The 22,277-nt window shown below is 70.5% G+C and carries 15 protein-coding genes; 3 read left to right on the plus strand and 12 right to left on the minus strand.

Going from position 1 to position 22,277, the window contains the following annotated elements; genetic code table 11:
• Nucleotides 1–302: 302 nt before the first annotated feature.
• Entirely contained in the window at nucleotides 303–4,106 is a 3,804-nt protein-coding gene (locus ACIRPP_RS12395; RefSeq protein ID WP_403640809.1) for a GH92 family glycosyl hydrolase, read from the plus strand.
• Nucleotides 4,107–4,446: 340 nt separating this feature from the next.
• Here ACIRPP_RS12395 and ACIRPP_RS12400 read toward each other — a convergent pair whose 3' ends face one another.
• The 8 genes from ACIRPP_RS12400 to ACIRPP_RS12435 all read right to left on the minus strand — a co-directional run bounded on the left by ACIRPP_RS12400 (nucleotide 4,447) and on the right by ACIRPP_RS12435 (nucleotide 15,499).
• Nucleotides 4,447–6,252 carry a caspase family protein gene (locus tag ACIRPP_RS12400; protein ID WP_403640812.1) on the minus strand — a complete coding sequence of 602 codons (1,806 nt, stop codon included), beginning with the start codon at nucleotides 6,250–6,252 and terminating at the stop codon, nucleotides 4,447–4,449.
• A gap of 13 nt (nucleotides 6,253–6,265) precedes the next feature.
• A complete protein-coding gene (locus ACIRPP_RS12405) occupies nucleotides 6,266–6,685 on the minus strand; it encodes a hypothetical protein (RefSeq protein WP_403640815.1) in 420 nt (139 codons plus the stop codon).
• Nucleotides 6,686–6,849: 164 nt separating this feature from the next.
• On the minus strand, nucleotides 6,850–9,573 hold the full coding sequence (gene acnA / locus ACIRPP_RS12410; protein WP_403640817.1) for an aconitate hydratase AcnA: 2,724 nt from the start codon (nucleotides 9,571–9,573) through the stop codon (nucleotides 6,850–6,852).
• A gap of 419 nt (nucleotides 9,574–9,992) precedes the next feature.
• Nucleotides 9,993–10,877 (minus strand): branched-chain amino acid aminotransferase, encoded by an 885-nt coding sequence (locus ACIRPP_RS12415; protein WP_403640820.1) that lies wholly within the window; start codon nucleotides 10,875–10,877, stop codon nucleotides 9,993–9,995.
• A complete protein-coding gene (locus ACIRPP_RS12420) occupies nucleotides 10,874–12,316 on the minus strand; it encodes an ATP-grasp domain-containing protein (protein WP_403640823.1) in 1,443 nt (480 codons plus the stop codon). Before ACIRPP_RS12420 ends, ACIRPP_RS12415 begins: the two co-directional genes overlap by 4 nt.
• A complete protein-coding gene (locus ACIRPP_RS12425; RefSeq protein WP_403640826.1) occupies nucleotides 12,313–13,455 on the minus strand; it encodes a DMT family transporter in 1,143 nt (380 codons plus the stop codon). The genes ACIRPP_RS12420 and ACIRPP_RS12425 overlap by 4 nt, the downstream gene beginning before the upstream one ends.
• A gap of 104 nt (nucleotides 13,456–13,559) precedes the next feature.
• Entirely contained in the window at nucleotides 13,560–14,918 is a 1,359-nt protein-coding gene (locus ACIRPP_RS12430) for a DUF6421 family protein (RefSeq protein WP_403640828.1), read from the minus strand.
• Nucleotides 14,915–15,499, minus strand: a complete 585-nt coding sequence (locus ACIRPP_RS12435) for a bacilysin biosynthesis protein BacA (RefSeq protein WP_403640831.1) — start codon at nucleotides 15,497–15,499, stop codon at nucleotides 14,915–14,917. Before ACIRPP_RS12435 ends, ACIRPP_RS12430 begins: the two co-directional genes overlap by 4 nt.
• A gap of 314 nt (nucleotides 15,500–15,813) precedes the next feature.
• On the opposite strand from ACIRPP_RS12435, the gene ACIRPP_RS12440 reads away from it, so the two are divergent.
• Together ACIRPP_RS12440 and ACIRPP_RS12445 are read left to right on the plus strand one after the other, a co-directional pair.
• Nucleotides 15,814–16,005: a DUF4236 domain-containing protein gene (locus tag ACIRPP_RS12440; protein WP_403640834.1), complete on the plus strand. Its 192-nt coding sequence runs from the start codon at nucleotides 15,814–15,816 to the stop codon at nucleotides 16,003–16,005.
• 70 nt (nucleotides 16,006–16,075) lie between these two features.
• The gene (locus ACIRPP_RS12445; protein ID WP_403640836.1) at nucleotides 16,076–17,605 is read left to right on the plus strand and encodes a helix-turn-helix domain-containing protein; all 1,530 of its coding nucleotides are present in this window, start codon (nucleotides 16,076–16,078) and stop codon (nucleotides 17,603–17,605) included.
• 884 nt (nucleotides 17,606–18,489) lie between these two features.
• Here the strand turns inward: ACIRPP_RS12445 and ACIRPP_RS12450 are convergent.
• From ACIRPP_RS12450 to ACIRPP_RS12465, 4 genes are all read right to left on the minus strand, one after another.
• Nucleotides 18,490–18,786 (minus strand): hypothetical protein, encoded by a 297-nt coding sequence (locus ACIRPP_RS12450; protein ID WP_403640839.1) that lies wholly within the window; start codon nucleotides 18,784–18,786, stop codon nucleotides 18,490–18,492.
• Nucleotides 18,787–19,000: 214 nt separating this feature from the next.
• A complete protein-coding gene (locus tag ACIRPP_RS12455; RefSeq protein WP_403640841.1) occupies nucleotides 19,001–19,978 on the minus strand; it encodes a hypothetical protein in 978 nt (325 codons plus the stop codon).
• A complete protein-coding gene (locus ACIRPP_RS12460) occupies nucleotides 19,956–21,068 on the minus strand; it encodes a DUF3696 domain-containing protein (protein ID WP_403640844.1) in 1,113 nt (370 codons plus the stop codon). The genes ACIRPP_RS12455 and ACIRPP_RS12460 overlap by 23 nt, the downstream gene beginning before the upstream one ends.
• Nucleotides 21,065–22,234 (minus strand): DUF262 domain-containing protein, encoded by a 1,170-nt coding sequence (locus ACIRPP_RS12465; protein WP_403640846.1) that lies wholly within the window; start codon nucleotides 22,232–22,234, stop codon nucleotides 21,065–21,067. The genes ACIRPP_RS12460 and ACIRPP_RS12465 overlap by 4 nt, the downstream gene beginning before the upstream one ends.
• Nucleotides 22,235–22,277 lie beyond the last annotated feature (43 nt).

Consider the following 22,277-nt stretch of genomic DNA (forward strand, 5'->3'; position numbering starts at 1 on the left):
GGGTCGTGCAGGAAGTGCGGCTGGTACTGGTCGGGCGATGAAGATTGCCCCGGAGTGCCGACAGGTATAGTCCACTTCCCGCCAACGGAGCAAGATCGAATGCAAGGTTCCCCTTCGGTCTTTTCCGAGTTGAGACCTCACGGGAATTCCGGCGCCCGGCACGCCGCCCGGTGGAGAAATCCGCGCCGTTGAACTCGAATGCCGCATTCAACACCCTTGACACCTGAGGCCACTTGGCCCACTACTGGTCCTTGCGCCACGAGTTTGACAACGTTGTCCAAGCGCAGGGAGGGTGCTCGCGCATGCAGCACGGAGTTCGGCACAGATGGGGAAGGGCGGTCGTCGCGGCGACCGCCCTCGCCTTGGCAGCGGGCTCGCAGGGTGTCGCGGTGGCCCTGCCGGGCGCGCCGGCGAAGGCGGACCGGGAGTTCACCTCGTCGTTCGAGTCCGGGGACCCCGCCCCGGACTGGTTGAACACCGTCGAGACGGCACCGGGCGGCGGCAAGCGCGCCAAAGGCGTCGACGGCGGGTACAGCAGCGGCATACCGGGCAACGTCACCGACCGGGTCACCGGCGTCCGCGCCAGCGCGGAGAACACCGGCGGCGGGGAGGTGAAGGAGAACCTCGTCGACGGCGAACCGACCACCAAGTGGCTGGCGTTCGAGTCCACCGGCTGGGCCGAGTTCGACCTCGCCGAGCCGGTGAAGGTGCTCCGGTACGCCCTCACCTCTGCCAACGACCACGCCGAACGGGACCCGCGGGACTGGACCCTCAAGGGGTCCGCCGACGGCAAGGAGTGGACCACCCTCGACACCCGTTCGGGCGAGTCGTTCGCCGAGCGGTTCCAGACGAAGATCTACGACCTCGACGCGTCCGCCGTCGCCGGGTACCGGCACTTCCGCATCGAGTTCACGAAGAACGGCAGCGGAGGCATCCTCCAGCTGGCCGACGTGCAGTTCTCCACCGGGGACAGCGAGACGCCCGTGCCCGAGGACATGCTCTCCCTGGTCGACCGCGGGCCCAGCGGCTCACCCACCGCGAAGGCGGGCGCCGGATTCACCGGTAAGCGCGCGCTGCGTTACGCCGGACGGCACACCGCCGACGGCCGCGCGTACTCGTACAACAAGGTCTTCGACGTCAACGTCGCCGTCGGCCGCGACACCCGGCTGTCGTACCGCGTCTTCCCCTCCATGGCGGACGGTGACCTCGACTACGACGCCACCCACGTCTCCGTCGACCTGGCCTTCACCGACGGCACCTACCTGAGCGACCTGCGCGCCACCGACCAGCACGGCTTCCCGCTCACCCCGCGCGGACAGGGCGACGCGAAGATCCTGTACGTCAACCAGTGGAACAACGTGGTCTCCCGGATCGGCTCGGTGGCCCGCGGCAAGACCGTCGACCGGATCCTGGTGGCCTACGACTCGCCCAAGGGCCCGGCGAAGTTCCGGGGCTGGCTGGACGACGTCACGCTCGACCAGGCCCCGCCCGAGCGGCCGAAGGCGCACCTGTCGGACTACGCGGTGACCACCCGCGGCACCCACTCCAGCGGCGGCTTCTCCCGCGGCAACAACTTCCCCGCGACCGCCGTGCCGCACGGCTTCAACTTCTGGACCCCGGTCACCAACGCCGGGTCGCTGAGCTGGCTGTACGACTACGCGCGCGGCAACAACGCGGACAACCTGCCGACGATCCAGGCGTTCAGCGCCAGCCACGAGCCGAGCCCCTGGATGGGCGACCGGCAGACCTTTCAGGTGATGCCGTCCGCCGCCTCCGGCGACCCGGACCTCGGGCGTGAGGCACGCGAGCTGGCCTTCCGGCACGAGAACGAGACGGCCCGGCCGTACTACTACGGGGTGCGGTTCGAGAACGGCCTCAAGGCCGAGATGGCACCGACCGACCACGCGGCGTCGATGCGCTTCACCTTCCCCGGCGACGACGCGAGCGTGCTGTTCGACAACGTCACCGACCAGGCCGGGCTGACCCTCGACAAGGAGAACGGCACCTTCACCGGCTACTCCGACGTGAAGTCGGGACTGTCCACGGGCGCCACCCGGCTGTTCGTGTACGGCGAGTTCGACAAGCCGGTGACGGACGGCGGGGCCGAGGGCGTCAAGGGCCACCTGCGGTTCGACGCGGGCAAGGACCGCACCGTCACCCTGCGCCTGGCCACCTCGCTGATCGGCGTCGACCAGGCGAAGGACAACCTGCGCCAGGAGATCCCCGCGAACCGCTCCTTCGACGCCGTCAGGAAGAGCGCGCAGCGCCAGTGGGACCGTCTCCTCGGCAAGGTCGAGGTCGAGGGCGCCACCCCGGACCAGCTGACCACGCTCTACTCCAACCTGTACCGCCTGTACCTGTACCCGAACTCCGGCTTCGAGAAGGTCGACGGGACGTTCAAGTACGCCTCCCCGTTCTCGAGGATGCCGCAGCCGGACACCCCGACGCACACCGGCGCGAAGATCGTGGACGGCAAGGTGTACGTCAACAACGGCTTCTGGGACACCTACCGCACCACCTGGCCCGCGTACTCCTTCCTGACCCCGTCGAAGGCGGGCGAGCTGGTCGACGGGTTCGTGCAGCACTACAAGGACGGCGGCTGGACCTCGCGCTGGTCCTCCCCCGGCTACGCCGACCTGATGACCGGCACCTCCTCCGACGTCGCGTTCGCGGACGCCTACGTCAAGGGCGTCGGCTTCGACGCGGAGGCGGCGTACGACGCAGCCGTGAAGAACGCCACCGTGGTGCCCCCGTCGTCCGGCGTGGGCCGCAAGGGCATGGCCACCTCGCCGTTCCTCGGCTACACCAGCACCGAGACCCACGAGGGCCTGTCGTGGGCGCTGGAGGGCTACCTCAACGACTACGGCATCGCGAAGATGGGCGAGGCGCTGTACAAGAAGACGGGCGAGAAGCGCTACAAAGAGGAGTCCGCCTACTTCCTGAACCGCGCCCGCGACTACGTCAACCTCTTCGACTCCGAGGCCGGCTTCTTCCAGGGCCGCAACCTCAAGGGCGACTGGCGCGTCGAGTCATCCACGTACGACCCACGCGTGTGGGGCCACGACTACACCGAGACCAACGGCTGGGGCTACGCCTTCACCGCCCCGCAGGACAGCCGCGGCCTGGCCAACCTCTACGGCGGCCGCAAGGGCCTCGCCAAGAAGCTGGACACGTACCTGTCCACCCCGGAGACGGCCTCCCCCGAGTTCGTCGGCTCCTACGGCGGCGTCATCCACGAGATGACCGAGGCCAGGGACGTCCGGATGGGCATGTACGGGCACTCCAACCAGGTCGCCCACCACGCGCTGTACATGTACGACGCGGCCGGGCAGCCCTGGAAGACGCAGAAGAACGTGCGCGAGGTGCTCTCCCGCCTCTACACCGGCAGCGAGATCGGGCAGGGCTACCACGGCGACGAGGACAACGGCGAGCAGTCGGCCTGGTACCTCTTCTCCTCGCTCGGCTTCTACCCGCTCGTCATGGGCAGCGGCGAGTACGCCATCGGCTCCCCGCTGTTCACGAAGGCGACCGTGCACCTGGAGAACGGGCGCACACTCGTCGTCAAGGCCCCGAAGAACAGCGCGAGGAACGTCTACGTGCAGGGGCTGAAGGTCAACGGCAAGAAGTGGAACTCCACCTCCCTGCCGCACTCGGTCGTCGCCCGGGGCGGAGTGCTGGAGTTCGACATGGGCCCGCGGCCCTCGACGTGGGGCACCGGCAAGGACGCGGCTCCGGTGTCCATCACCCAGGACGACAAGGTGCCCTCGCCGCGCAAGGACGTCCTCGACGGCGACGGTGCCCTCGTCGACGACACCTCGGCGACCGGCGCCACGGTCTCCGCGGTCGACCTGCCGGTCACCGGGAAGACCCGGGCGGTGCAGTACACGCTGACCTCGGGCGACCACACGAAGGCGCCCGCCGGCTGGGTGCTCCAGGGGTCGAAGGACGGCACCGAGTGGGTTGACCTGGACCGGCGTTCGGGCGAGTCGTTCCGCTGGGACCGGCAGACGCGCGCCTTCACGGTGGCGAAGCCCGCGGCGTACGACCGCTACCGGCTGGTCCTCACGGGTGAGGCGGCGCTGACGGAGGTGGAACTGCTGGGCTGATCCGCCGGACGCGTGGGCGTCGGGCGCGGCGAGGGCGGGGGCGGGTCCGGGCGATGCCTGGGCCCGCCTTTCGTGTGGTCGGAGGTGCTTCTCGGGAGACGCGAGCCGGGCCGAGGGCCGGCAAGCGGGAGCGCTCCGGCGGCGGGTTCCGGTCCGCCGGCCGCGGCGCTGCGAGACACCACGGCTTGGGAGCGCTCCCACACCCCGTGAAGGGACGGTAGCGCTGGGCGCGGCCCTTGTAAACGGCTCCGACGGATGTCGCCGGGCGGGAGGGCCGGGGGGCGGGGAGAATGGCGTCACGGGGGATGGGCGCGGCGCCGGGAAGGTGCAGCGCGAGATTTCAGGGCAGGCCGTCGATCAGACGCTCGAACTCGGCGGCCGTCTCGGCCCCCTCGAACGCCTCGGCCACGCCGGCCAGTTCGCGCAGTCCGTCCGGGGCGGTGGCCGCCGCCCGCAGGAGGGTCACGACGTCCTCGCGCAGCCGAACGCCCCGCAGGTCGATCCGGCGGCCCAGCTGATGCTCCAGGACGGCGGCGAAGTGCGCCCGCCCCGGCGCGTCCTGCAGGCCGGGCCAGGTGCCCAGCGCGTCGGCGAGGGGGGCCAGCCGGTCGAGCGGCACGGCGGGAGCCGGCACGCGGGCCCCGGCGGGGCGCGGCGGGGCCGCGGGGGAGGCAGCCGGTCTCGTCCGGGCGCCTGCCGGGGAGCCGGCCGATTCCAGCAGGCGGCGCAGGGCGTCGGCCGCCGAACGGCCCTCGAACAGCTCGACCGCTGCCAGCAGGTGGGGCAGCCCCTGGCCGTCCTCCGCCAGCGCGGCCCGCCCGATCACGAGCACGTCCTCGCGCAGCCGGACGCCCCGCACGTCCACCCCGCGGCCCAGTTGCTCCGCGAGCACCGTGGCGAACCGGGCCCGCCCGGGAGGGTCCTGGAGGCTGTCCAGGCCGCTCAGTGTCTCGGTGACCGCCACGAGTCGTGCGAGGCCGTTCACGGGCCCTTCTCCGGCCCGCGGGACGGCAGCACGGCGGGACGGCCCCGGCGCGGGGAGCCCGCGGGCGGGGGGCTCCGGGGCCGGGGGCTCCGGGGCCGGGGGCTCCGAGGCCGGGGGCTCCGAGGCCGGGGGCTCCGAGGCCGGGGGCTCCGAGGCCGGGGGCTCCGAGGCCGGGGACTGCGGGGCCGGGGGCTCCGAGGCCGGGGGCTCCGAGGCCGGGGACTGCGGGGCCGGGGGCTCCGAGGCCGGGGGCTCCGAGGCCGGGGACTGCGGCGCGGCGGGCCGCTCGTGGCGCGGGTCGGGCGGGAGCACGGCTTCGGGCGAGAGTACGGGCTCGGGCGAGAGCACGGGCACGGGCTCGGGCTCGGGCGAGACGGGCTCGGGCGTCCGCTGCCGCTGCCGCTGCCGTTGCTGCTGCTGCGGCCGGACGGACCGGGCCACGACCACCTGCCGTTCGACCTCCAGCCACATCTGCGGACGTTGGGCGACACCGGCGGCCCGCAGTTCCTCGTAGACGTGGTCGTAGAGGTCGTGGACGCCGATCAGGCCGTCCTCGTCGCGGTCCGCCTCGCCGGTGCGCAGGCCCTCGACGACCGCGCCGGTGAACCGGGAGTGCTCCGGCCGCTGCGCGGTGACGTGGCGCCCCTCCCAGGCGTATTCGGTGCGGCTGGTGGCGGTGATCACCGCCCGGCCGTGACCGGCTAGTTCGTCCCGGACGTGCACGGTGGTGTCGCTCTTGGCGCCGGGCAGGAAGGCCCCGCTGTAGCAGCAGTCGAGGAGCAGGACGATGGAGCGGGCCCGGCAGCGGCTCATCTGCGTGTGCAGGAACGCGGCCGGCACGGACGTGGAGGCGAGCAGGCGGGGGTCGGTGTCGGCGGTGGCGAAGTGCAGCTCGCCACTGTCGTTCTTGACGCCGTGGCAGGACAGGTGCAGCAGGAGCAGGTCGTCCCGGCGGCGGTCGCGGAAGAAGACCTCGATGGCCCGGGCGACCTCGTCGTGGCGCGCGTCGACGACCGTGCCGACCTCGAAGTCGCCGATGAGCGGGTCCTCCAGGACCGCTGCCAGCCCTTCGGCGTCCCGGGTGGGCGACCGCAGGAGGCGCAGGTCGGGGTGGTCGTAGTGGCCTGTCGCGACGAGCAGGGCGTAACGGTCGGCGGCCACGGTCGCGGTGTCCTCAGTCTCCCTGCCCGGCCGCGGAGCCCGGCTCGGGGGTGCGGGAGTCCGGCTCGGGGGCGTGGGCGTGAGCGTGGGCGGCCAGGAAGGCGTCGATGAGGCGCTGCTGGTCGCCGGTGGTGACGGCCTCCAGCTCCAGGGTGTCCTCGCCGAGGGTGATGCTGACGGTGCGCACCGGGCGGTTCTCGATCCAGGTCCGCACGAGGTCGAGCGCCGCGCGCAGCGCGAACGGGAGCGCGGTCACGGCCAGCGCGCCGACGGCGACGGCGTCCACCGGCTTGGCCCCGTCGGGGACGATGCCCGATCGGTCCAACGCCACGTCGTCGACGTCCAGTTCGAGCAGTCGCTCGCGCAACTGGAGGGTCAGCCGGTCGAGTTCCTCCTGGTCGCTGTCCCGGCTGCCCGTCAGGACTAGACGCATGCGCTCCGTGCGGTCCACCGCCACCCCCGTCGTCCGGTGAGGTGCCAGCGTACAACGGGCACGACGGGCACGATGGCGAGGGCCGCATCCCCGCTGCCGGGGATGCGGCCCTCAACGTGCCCTCAACTGCTGTGCCGTACCGGGCCCGTGGCCCGGTGTGCGGCCTACTTGCGGATCAGGCCGCGCAGCACGTACTGCAGGATGCCGCCGTTGCGGTAGTAGTCGGCCTCACCCGGGGTGTCGATGCGGACGACCGCGTCGAACTCGACACCGGTGTCGGTGGTGACCTTCACCGTGCTGGGGGTGGTGCCGTCGTTCAGCTCGGTCACGCCGGTCACGGAGAAGGTCTCCTCGCCGGTCAGGCCGAGGGAGTCGGCGGTGTGGCCCTCCGGGAACTGCAGCGGCAGGACGCCCATGCCGATGAGGTTGGAGCGGTGGATGCGCTCGTAGGACTCGGCGATGACGGCCTTGACGCCGAGCAGCGCGGTGCCCTTGGCCGCCCAGTCGCGGGACGAGCCGGAACCGTACTCCTTGCCCGCCAGGACGACCAGCGGGATGCCGGCGGCCTGGTAGTTCTGCGAGGCGTCGTAGATGAAGGAGACCGGGCCGCCGTCCTGCGTGAAGTCGCGGGTGTAGCCGCCCTCGGTGCCCGGCGCGATCTGGTTGCGCAGGCGGATGTTGGCGAACGTGCCGCGGATCATGACCTCGTGGTTGCCGCGGCGCGAGCCGTAGCTGTTGAAGTCGCGGCGCTCGATGCCGTGCTCCGTGAGGTACTTGCCGGCGGGGGTGTCGGCCTTGATGGCACCGGCCGGGGAGATGTGGTCGGTGGTGACCGAGTCGCCCAGCTTGGCCAGCACGCGGGCCCCGGAGATGTCCTCGACCGGGGTCGGCTCCATCTGCATGCCCTCGAAGTACGGGGGCTTGCGGACGTAGGTGGACTCGGCGTCCCACTCGAAGGTGTCGCCGGTCGGGATGGGCAGCGCCTGCCACTGGGCGTCGCCGGCGAAGACGTCGGAGTAGGACTTGGAGAACATGTCCTCGCCGATGGCGTTCGCCACGACGTCGTTCACCTCGGCCTCGGAGGGCCAGATGTCCTTCAGGAAGACCGGGTTGTTGTCCTGGTCGTAGCCGAGGGCCTCGCGGGTGATGTCCACCTTCATGGAACCGGCGATCGCGTAGGCGACGACCAGCGGCGGGGACGCCAGGTAGTTCATCTTGACGTCGGGGTTGATCCGGCCCTCGAAGTTGCGGTTGCCGGAGAGCACCGAGGTGACCGCCAGGTCGTGCTCGTTGACCGCCTGGGAGACCTCCTCCGGCAGCGGGCCGGAGTTGCCGATGCAGGTGGTGCAGCCGTAACCGACCAGGTTGAAGCCGACCTTGTCGAGGTAGGGGGTCAGGCCCGCCTTCTCGAAGTAGTCGGTGACGACCTTGGAGCCCGGGGCGAGCGTGGTCTTGACCCACGGCTTGCGGGTCAGGCCCTTCTCCACCGCCTTCTTGGCCACCAGGGCGGCGGCGACCATGACGTACGGGTTGGAGGTGTTGGTGCAGGAGGTGATCGCGGCGACGGTGACGTGGCCGTGGTCGAGTTCGTACTCGGTGCCGTCGGCGGCGGTGACCTTCACCTTGTGGGACGGGGCGCCGTTGGAGATGGCCGGGGCGTCGGAGGCCGGGAAGGACTCCTTGCTGGCCTCGTCGACGTCACCGCCGTCCTTGACGTAGTTGCGCACGTCCTGGCCGAACTGCTGCTTGGCCTCGGCGAGGACGATGCGGTCCTGCGGACGCTTCGGGCCGGCGATGGACGGGACGACCGTGGAGAGGTCCAGCTCCAGCTTCTCGGAGAAGTCCGGCTCGGCCTTCGGGTCCAGCCAGAGGCCCTGCTCCTTGGCATACGCCTCGACCAGCGCGACCTGCTCGGCGGAACGGCCGGTCAGACGCATGTAGTTGAGCGTCTCGCCGTCGATCGGGAAGATCGCGGCGGTGGAGCCGAACTCCGGCGACATGTTGCCGATGGTGGCGCGGTTGGCGAGGCTCGTGGCGGCGACGCCCTCACCGTAGAACTCGACGAACTTGCCGACGACGCCGTGCTTGCGCAGCATCTCGGTGATGGTGAGCACCAGGTCGGTGGCGGTGGTGCCGGGGTTCAGCTCGCCGGTCAGCTTGAAGCCGACCACGCGCGGGATCAGCATGGAGACCGGCTGGCCGAGCATGGCGGCCTCGGCCTCGATGCCGCCGACGCCCCAGCCGAGGACGCCGAGGCCGTTGACCATGGTGGTGTGCGAGTCGGTGCCGACCAGGGTGTCGGGGTAGGCCTTGCCGTCACGGGTCATGACGACGCGGGCCAGGTGCTCGATGTTCACCTGGTGGACGATGCCGGTGCCCGGGGGGACGACCTTGAACTCGTCGAAGGCGGTCTGGCCCCAGCGCAGGAACTGGTAGCGCTCGCGGTTGCGGCCGTACTCCAGGTCGACGTTCTGCTTGAAGGCGTCGGCGGTGCCGAACTTGTCGGCGATCACGGAGTGGTCGATGACCAGCTCGGCCGGGGCCAGCGGGTTGATCTTCGCCGGGTCGCCGCCCAGCTCCTTGACGGCCTCACGCATGGTGGCGAGGTCGACCACACAGGGCACGCCGGTGAAGTCCTGCATGATCACGCGGGCCGGCGTGAACTGGATCTCCTGCGACGGCTGCGCCTGGGAGTCCCAGGAGCCGAGCGCGCGGATGTGGTCGGCGGTGATGTTGGCGCCGTCCTCGGTGCGGAGCAGGTTCTCCAGCAGGACCTTGAGGCTGTAGGGAAGGCGGGCGGAGCCCTCGACCTTGTCCAGCCGGAAGATCTCGTACGACTCGTCGCCCACCTGCAGCGTGCTGCGGGCGTCGAAGCTGTTCGCCGACACGACAGTCTCCTTCATTGATGTGCGCGTACCACCACACCGCGACCCCGCGCGGCTGCGCCGCGTGGCGCCGCCACGACGTCTCGACCGATCCGCTAAGGTGAGGCTAAGTTAGGTAATCCTTACCGCCGCGGCGGGTGCAGTGCTCCTCGGTAGATATCTCGATGTCGAGATAACTCTAGTACACCGAGGCCGAATGGTCATGCGCGGGCCCCGGTGCGCCCGTGTGTTGCGTCACGCTCCGAGTGCCCCCGACGGGGGCACCCACGACCGCGCGGGGCCGCGGATGTGCGCGGGGCGCCCTCCGGGCGGTGCCGTGCCGGCGGCCGGTGGGGGGCGGGAGCCCCAAGGACCGAGGGGACTGGGGCATGTGGGGCGCCCGCCCTCGGAACGGCTCCCGCCCGCCCGTACTCGTGTGGCGTCTACCGCGCCCCGGCGGAACGGGTCAGCTCCGTGTACGCCTTGGACAGCATCGCGGTGACGTCGCCGACCTCGACGGCGTGTCCGTCCACGGCACGCACCGGCTGCACCTCGTAGGCCGTGCCGGTGAGGAAGACCTCGTCGGCGTCGCGCAGCTCCCCGGGCCGGATGTGCCGTTCGTGGACGGTGATCCCCAGGTCCCGGGCGAGCGCCAGGACCGTCTGCCGGGTGATGCCGTCGAGGAAGGTGTCCGCGATCGGCGTGTGCAGGGACCCGCCGGTCACCAGGAACAGATTGGCTCCGGTCGCCTCCGCCAGGTGGCCCCGGTGGTCCAGGAGCAGGGCGTCGTCGCAGCCGGCCGCCTCCGCCTCGTCGCGGGCCAGGGTGCCGATGGCGTACAGTGACGCCGCCTTGGCCCGGACCGGGGCGGTGTCGGGGGACGGGCGGCGCCACCGGGACGTGTGCAGCGTGATGCCGCGGCTGTGCGCGTCGCCGGAGAACACGTGCGGCCACTCCCAGGCGGCGATCGCGACGTGCACGGACGTCCCCGCCCCGGACACCGCGATCTGCTCGCTGCCCCGCCAGGCCACGGGTCTGACATAGCCGTCGACGATGCCCTGCCGCCGGACCGTCTCCTCCAGGGCGGCGTCCAGGTCCGGGACGCTGTGGGGGATGGTGAAGTTCAGTTCCCGTGCCGAGGCGTGGAACCGCCGGAAGTGCTCGGCGGACTTGAACGGCCGGCCGTCGTACACGCGGATGCCCTCGAAGACCCCGCCGCCATAGTGCAGGCCGTGGGAGAGGACGTGCAGGCGGGCGTCGCGCCACGGCACGAACGCCCCGTCCAGCCAGATCACCCCGTCGCGGTCGTCGAACGGAACGGAGGTCACTGCGGCTCCCCGTGGTCGGTGCCGTCGGTTCTGCCGGTGCTCCGGGTGGCGTCGGTGCCATCGGTCCTGCCGGTCGTATCGGTCCTGTCGGTCGTGTCGGTCCTGTCGGTCCTGTCGGAGCCCTGGTTGTCATCCGTCTCGTCGGCGGTGAACTCGATGCGGATGGACCGTTCCAGGAACCGGTGGAACTCCTCGGCCCCGGCGATGTCGGCGTGCCGGGACAGCACGAACGCCGGATAGCCGGTGAAGTCCGGGTAGGGGCGCACGACGTCGCCGGGGAACAGCATCTGCACGACGTGGTCGACCCGGGGGTCGTCGCGCAACTCGGCCAGGCCGTGGATCGCGCTGATCCGGCCGGAACCGCCGCACGGGACGATGTAGTTGGCCGCGGCCCCCACGGGCTCCGGCGGCGGGCCGGAGGCCAGGGGCTCGGTGGCGGTCCCGGCGGCGATGCGCAGCGCCTGGGCCGCGAAGTCGATGCCGGTCACCCCGGAGGCGATGTACTGGGACACCCCGGAGCCCCCGATCCGCGCGCCCATCTCCAGCAGATACGGCGTCACACCGCCCCGGAGCCGCAGCTCCGTGTGGGTGGGCCCGTCCGTGATGCCGAGGGCCCGGTGCGCGGCCGTCACCTCGCGGCGGATGTCCTCCTCGACGTCGGCGGGCAGGGATGCCGGCGCGCGGTAGACGCCCTCCTCGAAGTGCGGGCCCTGGGGGTCGCCCTTGTAGCCGATGGTCAGGATCCGCACGTCACCGCCGTGGGCGAGGGACTCCACGGCGAACTCGGGGCCGTCCAGGTACTCCTCGACGACCAGGCCGTCGACCCGGCCCAGCTTGGCGGCGCAGGTCCGCCACACCTCGTCGACCACGTCCTTCAGGTCCCCCGGGGACTGCGCCTTGGTCACGCCGAGGCTGGAGAAGCCGTGGGCCGGCTTCACCACGACGGGGAAGGCCAGGCGCGCCGCCTTCTCCCAGTCGTCCGGGTGGTCCAGCCGGACGAATCCCGGCACGTTGAGGCCCGCCGCGGCCAGCCGCTCCCGCATGACGCGTTTGTCCTGCGCGCCGAGCGCCACGTCACGGCCGATACCGGGCAGCCCGAGCAGTTCGGCGGCCTCGGCGACGAACGGCACGGCGGGGTCGTAGAGCGTGACGATGCCCTGGAAGGGGCGCTCCTCGTACCGCCGCCGCAGGGCGTCCAGCGCCCCGGCCGGGTCGGCCTCCACGTCCAGCCGCAGGACGTCCACCACGGCGGGCGGCAACCCGTCCCGGGGCACCGCCTCGTCGGGCCTGGGCACGAGCACGAGGTCGATCCCGGCCCGCTCCGCGCTCTCGAAGACCCAGGGCAGCGAGGTGCGCTGGTGGACCAGGACGAGGGTGGGCCGGGTGGGCCGCGTGCGTCCGGGGTGGTGCGTCGTCATCACGAGGTCCTTTGCGGTCACGATGTTCCTTGCCGGGTGTGCGCCTCGGCTCCCTGCGGGAGGCCGGTTTCGGGTCCCTGCGGGAGGCGGGGGCCGGTTCCGTGCGGGAGGCGGGGCTCGGTTCCCTGCGCCGGGTGGGTGTCGCCGTCCGCGGCTGCCGCTGACGCCGTGGCCGCCTCGGCTGCCGTGGCCGCCGTGGCTTCCTCAGCTGTCGTGGCTTCCTCGGCTGTCGTGGCTTCCTCGGCTGTCGTGGCTTCCTCGGCGCTTGGAGCGGGGCGGGCGCCGCCGATGGTGAGCCACACGCCGCCCGCGCACAGCAGCAGCATCAGCAGTACGAGGGGTCCGGGCGCGGGCTCGCGGCCCAGGGCCCACTCCCCCAGGCGCACCAGGAACGGCACGGCCAGCGCGATGGCCGAGGTGAACAACGGCCCCTTGCGCAGGATGAGTTCGTGGGAGATGAGGAAGACCGGAGCAGTGAGGACCGCCCCCAGGGCGGCGATGCCGCCCCAGTCCGCCGCGGAGACGCCTCCGAGCGGGACGAACAGCACGACCGTCAGCCCCAGCATGACCGTGCCCGCCCCGGTGATGGCGGGCAGGGCCGCGACGGGCGTCAGGTCCGCCATGCGCCGCCGGTAGACGTAGCCGTACACCGCGTAGGTGAAGGTGCCTCCGAGGGCCAGCAGCCCGCCGCCCACCAGCACGCCCCCGTCGGCCCCGGAGCCCGCGCCGTCCCCGGTGGGGGCGTCGGCCAGGGCGTATCCGCAGGCCGCGAGCACCGCCAGCACCGTGCCCAGGACCTTGCGACGCGTGGAGGGCTCACGAAAGGCGACGATCCCGATCACGAAGGTGATGCAGGGCAGCAGGGAGACGATCAGGCCGACCCGGGAGGCGCCGATGACGCCGGTTCCGAGCAGCGTTCCGGAGTAGTACGCGAAGAAGCCGAGGAAGGCCAGCAGCACCACGCCGCCGCCGCGGGCGGTCGCGGCCCGCACCTGGGGCCGCGACCGCGGGTACAGCAGAGCGATGACGGTGATGACCACGAAACTGGCCGCGGTCCGGCCGGCCGCCACCAGCAACGGCGGTGCGCCGTCGACCAGATGCCCCGCGAGCACCCAGCCGGCCGCGAGCAGGGCGACCATCAGCACCGACAGGGCGGGCACCACAAGGCGCCCTGCGAAGTCTCCCCCGGGGCGTCCTGCGAGGTTTCCCCCGAGGCGTTCTCCGGGGCGGACTCCCCGGCCGACGGGTGGCCGGGGAGCGGCCCTCACCATTCCGCCCGCTCGAACTCCAGCGCGGGCATCCGGTCCAGCCCCTGCTTGGCGCGCAGCAGGACCCGCTGGTCCTCGGTGAACGTGTAACGCCGACGGGGGGTGCAGGCGGAGGTGACCGGGCCGGCCTTGACGGGTTCGGGGGCGGGCAGGTACCGGCGGACCAGTTCCCTGGCCGCCGCGCGGTACTCGTCGTCGGTGGTGACTTCCGCCTCCAGCGCCTCGACGGTGGCGACGAACGCGCGCAGTGCGTCGATCGCCTTGGCCCGGTCGAAGCGCAGCAGGCCGCCGTCGGCCGGGGACCCGGCCAGCGCACCGTGCTCGCGCAGCCAGGAGTACAGGAGGACCCCGGTGCCCGAGTCGAAGTTGCGGGTGGCGTCGTCGGCCTGCGGGTAGCGGAACACCCGCTCCAGCAAAATCATGTCGATCTGCTCGGCGGCGAACGGGACGACACCGCTGTCGGCACAGGCCAGTACGGTCTTGGCGTCGACCTTGATCTCCTCCAGCAGGCCGACGAACCAGTTCATCTTCAGCGAGATGTGCTGGTCGAACGGCCACAGCCCCTGATAGTGCATCGAATCGTGCAGATAGCCCCAGATGGCGCGGGCCTCGAAGCACACGTCGGGGTCCAGGCCCGTGGACGCGCGCGGAAGCGACTCCGGAGTCAGGACGACCGCCGCACCGGGCAGCGCGTACGTCTCGTGGATCTTCCGCATCTTGTTGTAGAAGAACATGGCATACGGCTGCTCGCTGATCTTGTCGTGAGCGGCCACGTTCTCCGGGAAGAAGACCAGGCAGTTGCCCTGCCGGAAGCCCGCGCTGCCGGTGATCAGGACCAGCGACTGGCAGTTGTTCCGGGGATGCGGATACGCCTCGGCCAGCTCCGGCAGCGCGGCGGGCTCCTTGCGCAGAGCGAAGAAGCAGTCCAGCCGCTTGCCCACGGGCGGCGCGCTGTTGGTGCTCTGCAGCGGTGCGAGGAAGAAGACGGCGGAGCCGTCCTCGGGCACGGGCAGGGCGTCCCGCGAGCGGGCGAAGTGCGGCCGGGTCCCGAGGCCGGCCGCGAGCCAGTCGTCGACGTCGGCCGCCAGGGCGGTGGCCTGCCCGTCCCGTCCGTGCCGCGTGTACCAGGCGCACGCCTCGTCGCGGATCCGGCCGAGCAGGGCGTCGTCCTCCGCGGTCGCTCCCGGCACGGTGCCGTCGCCCGCCTGCCGCCGCCGGAATCGGTCGACGTCCGGTATGAGGACCCTCATGAGTTCGTCGGCGTCGGCCAGCAGCCCCGCGGGAACCGGAGCGGCGGCAGTCGCAGTGGTACCGACCGTGGTGGTGGCAGCGGCGGCGGCCGTGGTGTCGGTCACAGGGCCGCCCCCGCCGGGAGCAGCCGCTCGTCGTCGTCGCCGACGCCGACCGCCAGAACCTGGTGCACGGTGAACACCATCGGGACGGCGCCGAAGTCCCGCACCACGCGCAGTCCGTGGTTCCGGGCCGCGACGATGGTGGTGATGCAGCCTTCGACGCGGCCTTCGGCGCACTCGATGGCCGCCCGGGAGTTGCTCAGGACCTCCCGGATCTCCGTACCGGCGGGCACGAGGCCCGTGGGCGCCGGGTGCGAGGCGACCGTGGCGGGCACGTCGGCCCCGCGGGTGGCGAGCACCATGTTGTGCGTCGGCATGATGAAGCTGTCGACCATGTGCAGACGGTGCAGGTTCCCGAACACCAGGGTGTGTAACGCCGGATAGACGGCGCAGGCGACCAGCGCGTGCTCCCCGTCGTCGGGAACGGCGTCCAGCGCGGTCTCGATGGAGGAGTGCAGCTCCACCGTCCCCCGGACTCCGCGCCGTCGCAGCCATTCGTGGGACGCCGCTTCCAGATTCGTGCCGCGCGGGCCGAGTGTGTGCAGGTGCCGGACATGGTCCGCCCCGCTCTTCGCAAGCCTCATGAGCTCCCCCGTGAGTATCGGTGTCGGACACGCACGACCGCATCAGGTGCCTGCCGTGCCTAGGTCTCGAACAGAAGAACATGCTCCAAAGGAGTGATCAAGCCATTACGGACAGGCCCCTCGTGTCGCATGCCCCCTGTCTCGCCTGCGCGGCCCGACGGGGCACGGGGCGCCGTACGGTGACCGGCCGTGCGGGGGCCCGGAAGCCGGCCGGAAGCCATCAGCCGGAATTCGGCCGAAAGCCATCAGTGGGCCTCCTCGGGGTATCCGAGCCGGGGACGGAGTCAACTCCCCCGACTTGAACGGAGGCAGCCATGCCGCTTACCTTTCGCAAGAGCTTTCGGATCCTTCCGGGAGTGCGGCTGAACATCAACAAGCGGTCCTGGTCCATCACCACCGGCAGCTCGAAGGGCCCCCGGTACACCCGGAGCAGTACGGGACGTCGCACGACATCGGTGGATTTGCCCGGACCCTTCGGATGGCGTCGCACCCGCCGGACCAGGTGACACTGACGTCACGTCACCCGAATGGACCCCCCAAGAGGTGCCATCTCATATCTGAGATAGCCTCGGCCCCATGGCAGACGACTACCTCGTACGCATCGGCAAGCTCATCCGCGACGCCCGGCAGCACCGGGGCTGGACGCAGGCACAGCTGGCCGAGGCGCTCGGTACCAGCCAGAGCGCCGTCAACCGCATCGAGCGCGGCAACCAGAACATCAGCCTTGAGATGATCGCCCGGATCGGCGAGGCCCTCGACAGCGAAATCGTCTCCCTGGGCTACGCCGGTCCGATGCACCTGCGCGTGGTGGGCGGCCGGCGCCTGTCCGGTGCCATCGACGTGAAGACGAGCAAGAACGCGTGCGTGGCCCTGCTGTGCGCCTCGCTCCTCAACCGGGGCCGCACCGTGCTGCGCCGCGTCGCCCGCATCGAGGAGGTCTACCGCCTCCTTGAGGTCCTGAACTCCATCGGCGTGCGCACCCGTTGGGTCAACGACGGCGTCGACCTGGAGATCGTGCCGCCCGCCGAGCTGGACCTGGACGCCATCGACGCGGACGCCGCCCGCCGCACCCGCTCCATCATCATGTTCCTCGGCCCGCTGCTGCACCGCATGGACCGCTTCAAGCTGCCCTACGCGGGCGGCTGCGACCTCGGTACGCGCACCATCGAGCCGCACATGATCGCACTGCGCCGCTTCGGCCTGGACATCGCCGCGACCGAGGGCCAGTACCACGCGATGGTGGACCGCTCCGTCAGCCCCGCCCGCCCGATCGTGCTGACCGAGCGCGGGGACACGGTCACCGAGAATGCGCTCCTCGCCGCCGCCCGGCACGACGGCGTCACCGTCATCCGCAACGCCTCCTCCAACTACATGGTCCAGGACCTGTGCTTCTTCCTGGAGGCGCTGGGCGTCAAGGTCGACGGCATCGGCACCACCACCCTCACCGTGCACGGCGTGCCCACCATCGACGCCGACGTGGACTACTCCCCCTCCGAGGACCCGGTCGAGGCGATGAGCCTGGTGGCCGCCGCCGTCGTCACCGAGTCGGAACTCACCGTCCGCCGCGTCCCCATCGAGTTCCTGGAGATCGAGCTCGCGGTCCTGGAGGAGATGGGCCTCGACCACGACCGCACCCCGGAGTACTTCGCCGACAACGGCCGTACCCGCCTGGTGGACCTGACCGTGCGCCCCTCCAAGCTGGAGGCGCCGATCGACAAGATCCACCCGATGCCGTTCCCCGGCCTCAACATCGACAACGTCCCGTTCTTCGCAGCCATCGCGGCCTCCGCCCAGGGCCAGACCCTCATCCACGACTGGGTCTACGACAACCGCGCCATCTACCTGACCGACCTCAACCGCCTCGGCGGCCGCCTCCAGTTGCTCGACCCGCACCGCGTCCTGGTCGAGGGCCCCACCCGCTGGCGCGCCGCCGAGATGATGTGCCCGCCGGCCCTCCGCCCGGCCGTGGTCGTCCTGCTGGCGATGATGGCGGCGGACGGCACATCGGTCCTGCGCAACGTGTACGTCATCAACCGCGGTTACGAGGACCTGGCGGAACGGCTGAACTCGATCGGGGCGCAGATCGAGATCTTCCGGGACATCTGAAAGCTCTAAGAAAAGGTAAGGCGAAACCCCTCCTGACCTGCACGTATGTGAGTCAGGAGGGGATTCGGCTTCGTCTGTGGGACTTCTCAGGGACTTTTGGGCCGGATCGGGAGGTTGTCGGTCTCCGCGGCTGAGGGACTGATTGCCCGGCCCTACACACGTGATGGGTCACGGGCAGGGCGTCGGCCTGAACCACTCATGGACGAGGACATGTGGGGCCGGGTGGTCGACTCACTGCCTTACGGTCACACTCACACACCCCCCACCAGCCCGTTCTGCTCACTGCGGAAGCAAGCTCGCGCATCATGTCCCTTGCCGCTGCCCTGCGGTCACAATGGAGGCATGTCCTCCAGCCCGCAGCACTCCGCATCCGCTCCAAGCCCCTCTCGGATGCGGTCGCCTCGGATCTCGCTTTGTACCGGGAGAAGTTCCGACGGCGTCTGCCGGAGTCGCTGGACGAGTTGCACGACCCGACCCAAGGGGTCGTGGAGCTACCGCTGCACGTGGCCTAGTCAGGGATGACGTCGTACACCTTGGCAAGCCGCGCCAGCGCATGGCCTGTACCGCACCGGTCCTGCACGACGGCCTGCCCCCTACCTCAACCGGGATCTGCCCCCTGACCTGCCGGTGCTGCGCACACTGATCGCCCTCGGCTCTCTTGTCTCCTGGTCCTTACCGGTGGATATGCCGTGCGGGCGCACCGCCTCGTGGACCGCCCCAGCCAGGACCTCGCAAAACGCCCGGAGACCGCTACTGAAGAGCGCCGCGGTCGGAGATCAGCGCCACGAACTGGGCGAGCGCCGCTGCCGCGGTCTCAGGCTCGCGCACCACGGCGGCACGACCGGGTGACGTGGCGTCGAACCCGGCGAGCGTCTCGACGGTGGTCAGCGGGCGCGCTGGGTGTCCGTCTTCAGCAGGGCGTGGGTGAGCGGGGTGGGCGAGCAGCGCTGGCCGAGCTCCCGCTGGTTGGTGGCATCGCAGCCGACAGTAGCGCGGGCGATCGCGTGCAGGCCGGCCTCGTGGCGGGACGGGTCGGGTAGTGCCGCCAGATCGTCCGGCGCCGGCAGGGACAGGGTCAGGTCGAGCGAGGCGAGGAAGTCCTCCAGCGGCTGCCGCTCCTCGCCGATGACCGCGTCGTCCGGGAACCGCACCCCGAACACCTGCGAGGTCACGTCCAGCATGGCCCGCGGTCCGCCCGGTCCGTCTTCGGGGCCGTCCACTCCCGCGCCTCGGTTCCGCCGCCGGATTCCGGAGTGGCGGAGGTCGCCACCGGGCAGATCGAGCCGAGCGGCCGTCCCTCGGACCTGGGCGCTGTCGTAGGTATGGAACTCGTCGAGTACGGGGCTCCGGGGTGCTGGTACGCGCAGTGAGAGGAGTGCGTTTCCCTCCCCATGCTCAAGTGTCCAGATGGTCCACGAAGATGCCGATGAGGATGCGATCGCCGAGGCGAGGTTCGGGAAGGCTGAAGTGGACGCGGTTGCGGTGCCGTTCCTTCTTGCCGTGCCACTCACAACGGTAGGTCTCGCCCTCGTGGTCGACGTCGCGCTGTTTCATGATTCCCGGCTTGGAACGGGTGTTGGGGCTCTCGGGCGACAGGTCCAGGCCGAACCGTCCCAGCTCGGCCTGCACCTGGTGCGGCTGCCCCGAGTGCAGGGCCAGGGCCTCGGCGAAGTGGTCGTGCACCACACCCAGGAGCCGCACGACCCACTCACGCATCTCCGCGTAGGAGCCGTCGAACTTGCGGAAGGAGAGGGAGTCGGCGAAGACCAGTTCCGGGAAGCTCTGGCGGGCACGGTCGAAGAAGTCCTGCTCCGCTATGTCCTCCCGCTCGAAGAGGGAACGCCAGAACTCGGACAGCGCGGGCGCCTCGACGAGGTGGAAGACCTCCTCGGCCACCGGCTCGTCCGTCCTCCCGTCGCTCGCGGAAACCGGGAGCCAGCCGCGGCGGTCACGGACGGGGAAGACCAGGCAGGCAACGTGGTGCCTCCGCTGCGTCCACCACCAGGCGTAGCAGAGGGACCAGGCGAGGTCGTGGGCGGCGCCCGCCACTTCGACCCGGTCGGGCAGACCGGGGAGATCCGTGTCCCAGGTGGGGCAACGGTCCATGAGACGGACCATTCTCAGTCGCGCGTCACGTCCGGCGCGCGGTGTCTCCCCCTCATACAGGACGTCGTAGAGCTTCCGGTCGTCCGCGCACTCCGCCTCCACCCACCACAGCGAGACGGCGACCGGATGCTGTTCGGATAACTCCTCCAGGGTGTCGCTGAAGTCGTCCAGCAGGTCCGTCAACCGATCCTCCGTCAACCCCCTGAAGTCGAAGGACGACTCGTCCACGACGATCCGGTAGGGCTCACCGTCCCCTGCGCCTGGCACGTGCCAGCCTCCCCAAGTCCTGCTCGATCTGATCGAAGAAGCCTCGCGGCCACTCGGTCAGTTCGCCCCTCGCGGTGAACTCGATGGGCGCGGAACCAGCTTCCTCCTCGCCGAAGTAGTGCACGATCGCGTCCTCGGGCCGCAGGATCCGTTCCTCCGCCACGGCCAGTCGCGCCCCGTGGAGGACGTGGTCGCTGTGCGTCTCCACGATCACCTGGGCGCCGGCCCCGGCGACCCTGCCCAGGAAGCGGCCCAGCTTGGACTGGCCGCCGGGGTGGAGGTGTGCCTCCGGGTTCTCGACGATCAGCAGGTCCCCCGGACCGGTGAGAAGGCCGGCAACGATCACGGGCAGGGCGTAGGAGAATCCGAAGCCCATATTGGCCGGGCGGATCGGCTCGCTCAGCAGGCCCGGTTCCTGGAAGCGGATGGTGCTCGCCGTGATGCCAGGCGGCCACTGTGCGGTGATCTTGATGGGGCGGATGATGTCGGAGGCCCAGGTCTCCACCTGTGTGCGCAGGGTGGTGACGTTGTGGGTGCTCCGGGTCGTCGGGTGGAGCAGGGGCTCGTCCACCACCCGGGTCTCGTGCAGGGCGAGTACCTGTGCGGTGTACTCCCCCTGCACGCCGACCCCAAGGAGGTCGGGATGCTCCGCGGAGACGCCCAGCTGGTCGCGGGGGCCGAGGCGCTCGGCGCACAGGTAGGTGAACGCGCTTCCCGTGCCGCACAGTTCCGCGGGCGGGGGCCCACTGTCCTCGGTCACCCTCAAGTAGAGAGCCTGCTCGTCGGGGACTGTGAAGCGGTGCATGCTGGGTGCCTCGGCGCAGTCGCCCGCGATCTCGATCTCGATCGTGGAGTCGGGGGCGTCCGGGTGCAGCACCTCGTGTGCTTCGCCCAGGGCCAGTCCGTAGGGGCCATTGAGCTGGACCACTCGACCGGCCGACACGTCCGCAAGCTGGCGGGCCAGCAGCAGGCTCTGGACGGTGGTGCTCTTCCCCGTTCCGTTGAGTCCGGTGAGCACGGTGAGGGGGCGGAGGGCAAAGGACGCGTCGGCGAAGCGTTTGAAGTACCGGACGCGCAGGGAGGTGATCACTTACCGGCCTCCGCGACCTGGGCGGTGACGTCGAACCGGAGCATCACCCGGCGGACGTCACCCGTGGAGGAGGTGATGGCCTCTAGGTACTGGTAGTCCTTCGTCATCAGGAAGCGTGCGGCGTCCACGATCGCTTCGCGACGCTGTTCGAGGTCCGCAGCCTCGTACCTGGCCAGGGTGATCGACCATGCTTCGAAGAGTGCCCGGTTGATCGGGTTCCGACCGGACGAATGGAGCGGCCACTTGCGGAATGCCTGGTCACCGAAGACCAGACGGGCGTTCAGCATGGCCTTGCGAAAGGCCTCCACGAGGTTCCCGACATCGGTATCGGACACCTCCTTCGCAGTGTCCAGCATGGCGGTGGTGCGCTGGAGGAAGGGATCCATCGCGGCGTACTTCGCGTAACCCTCCGTACCCATCAGCCAGAAAGCGGCGAAACGCAGCGCCATTTCCCGGTCGTTCATCCTGATGTGGCCGCCCATGTCGTTGGTTGCCGCGTTGAACTCCACCGTGGAGGTCATCTCCCGCAGGACGGTCCGACTGCGTTCCTTGCTCATGCAGTGTCGAATCTCCTGCGCGTTCAGGGGCGTGCCGCCCGTGTTGATGCGCTTGAAGATGTCGTACATGACGTCCGGCGGAGTCGTCGGGTCGATGACGTTGGTGACGATCTGGGTGTTGTAGATGCGCCGCTTCCACGGAGCGGGGAGGTCCTCGAAACGCTTTCCCTCCACCGCGCTCTGCAGATACTCAAGTCCCTTGAGCGGGAACCCTCGTTCCTCTCCCCCGCGCACGAAGTCGTGGATGGTCGACAGACGCTGGAGGCCGTCGACCACGCGCATGAGCCCGTCGGTGTCCTCGGCGAAGTAGAAGGCGGGAAGCGGAATCTGCAGGAGCACGGACTCGATGAGCCGGGACTTCTGCCTGGGTTTCCACACTCGGCCGCGCTGGAAGTCCGGGGCCAGCTCCAGCGATCCGTCCTCGATCATGTCTAGGGCGTTGCGCAACGAGAACTGCTTGGTGTTGACCCGGATCTGCTCCGGGTTCCACGGCCTGTCGATCTCCGGTGGCGCGTCCTCGGCCTCGGTCTCCGCCTCGACTCCGGTACCCGTGTCGAGGAAGTGCTCCTCCGTGATCTTCGGCGGCTGGGGGGTGTCCGAGGTCGTCATGAGGCGATCGTATCCGGGCGACCGGCAGCCGAGGGCCTCCCTT

This window comes from Streptomyces sp. NPDC101219 (assembly GCF_044767675.1).
GTDB lineage: Bacteria > Actinomycetota > Actinomycetes > Streptomycetales > Streptomycetaceae > Streptomyces.

Bases quoted from the DNA above. Each gene is read 5' to 3' on its own strand.
- ACIRPP_RS12395 (WP_403640809.1), top strand. From the start codon at position 303: ATGCAGCACGGAGTTCGGCACAGATGGGGAAGGGCGGTCGTCGCGGCG.
- ACIRPP_RS12405 (WP_403640815.1), bottom strand. From the start codon at position 6,685: ATGCGTCTAGTCCTGACGGGCAGCCGGGACAGCGACCAGGAGGAACTC.
- ACIRPP_RS12435 (WP_403640831.1), bottom strand. From the start codon at position 15,499: ATGAGGCTTGCGAAGAGCGGGGCGGACCATGTCCGGCACCTGCACACA.
- ACIRPP_RS12440 (WP_403640834.1), top strand. From the start codon at position 15,814: ATGCCGCTTACCTTTCGCAAGAGCTTTCGGATCCTTCCGGGAGTGCGG.
- ACIRPP_RS12445 (WP_403640836.1), top strand. From the start codon at position 16,076: ATGGCAGACGACTACCTCGTACGCATCGGCAAGCTCATCCGCGACGCC.
- ACIRPP_RS12450 (WP_403640839.1), bottom strand. From the start codon at position 18,786: ATGCTGGACGTGACCTCGCAGGTGTTCGGGGTGCGGTTCCCGGACGAC.
- ACIRPP_RS12465 (WP_403640846.1), bottom strand. From the start codon at position 22,234: ATGACGACCTCGGACACCCCCCAGCCGCCGAAGATCACGGAGGAGCAC.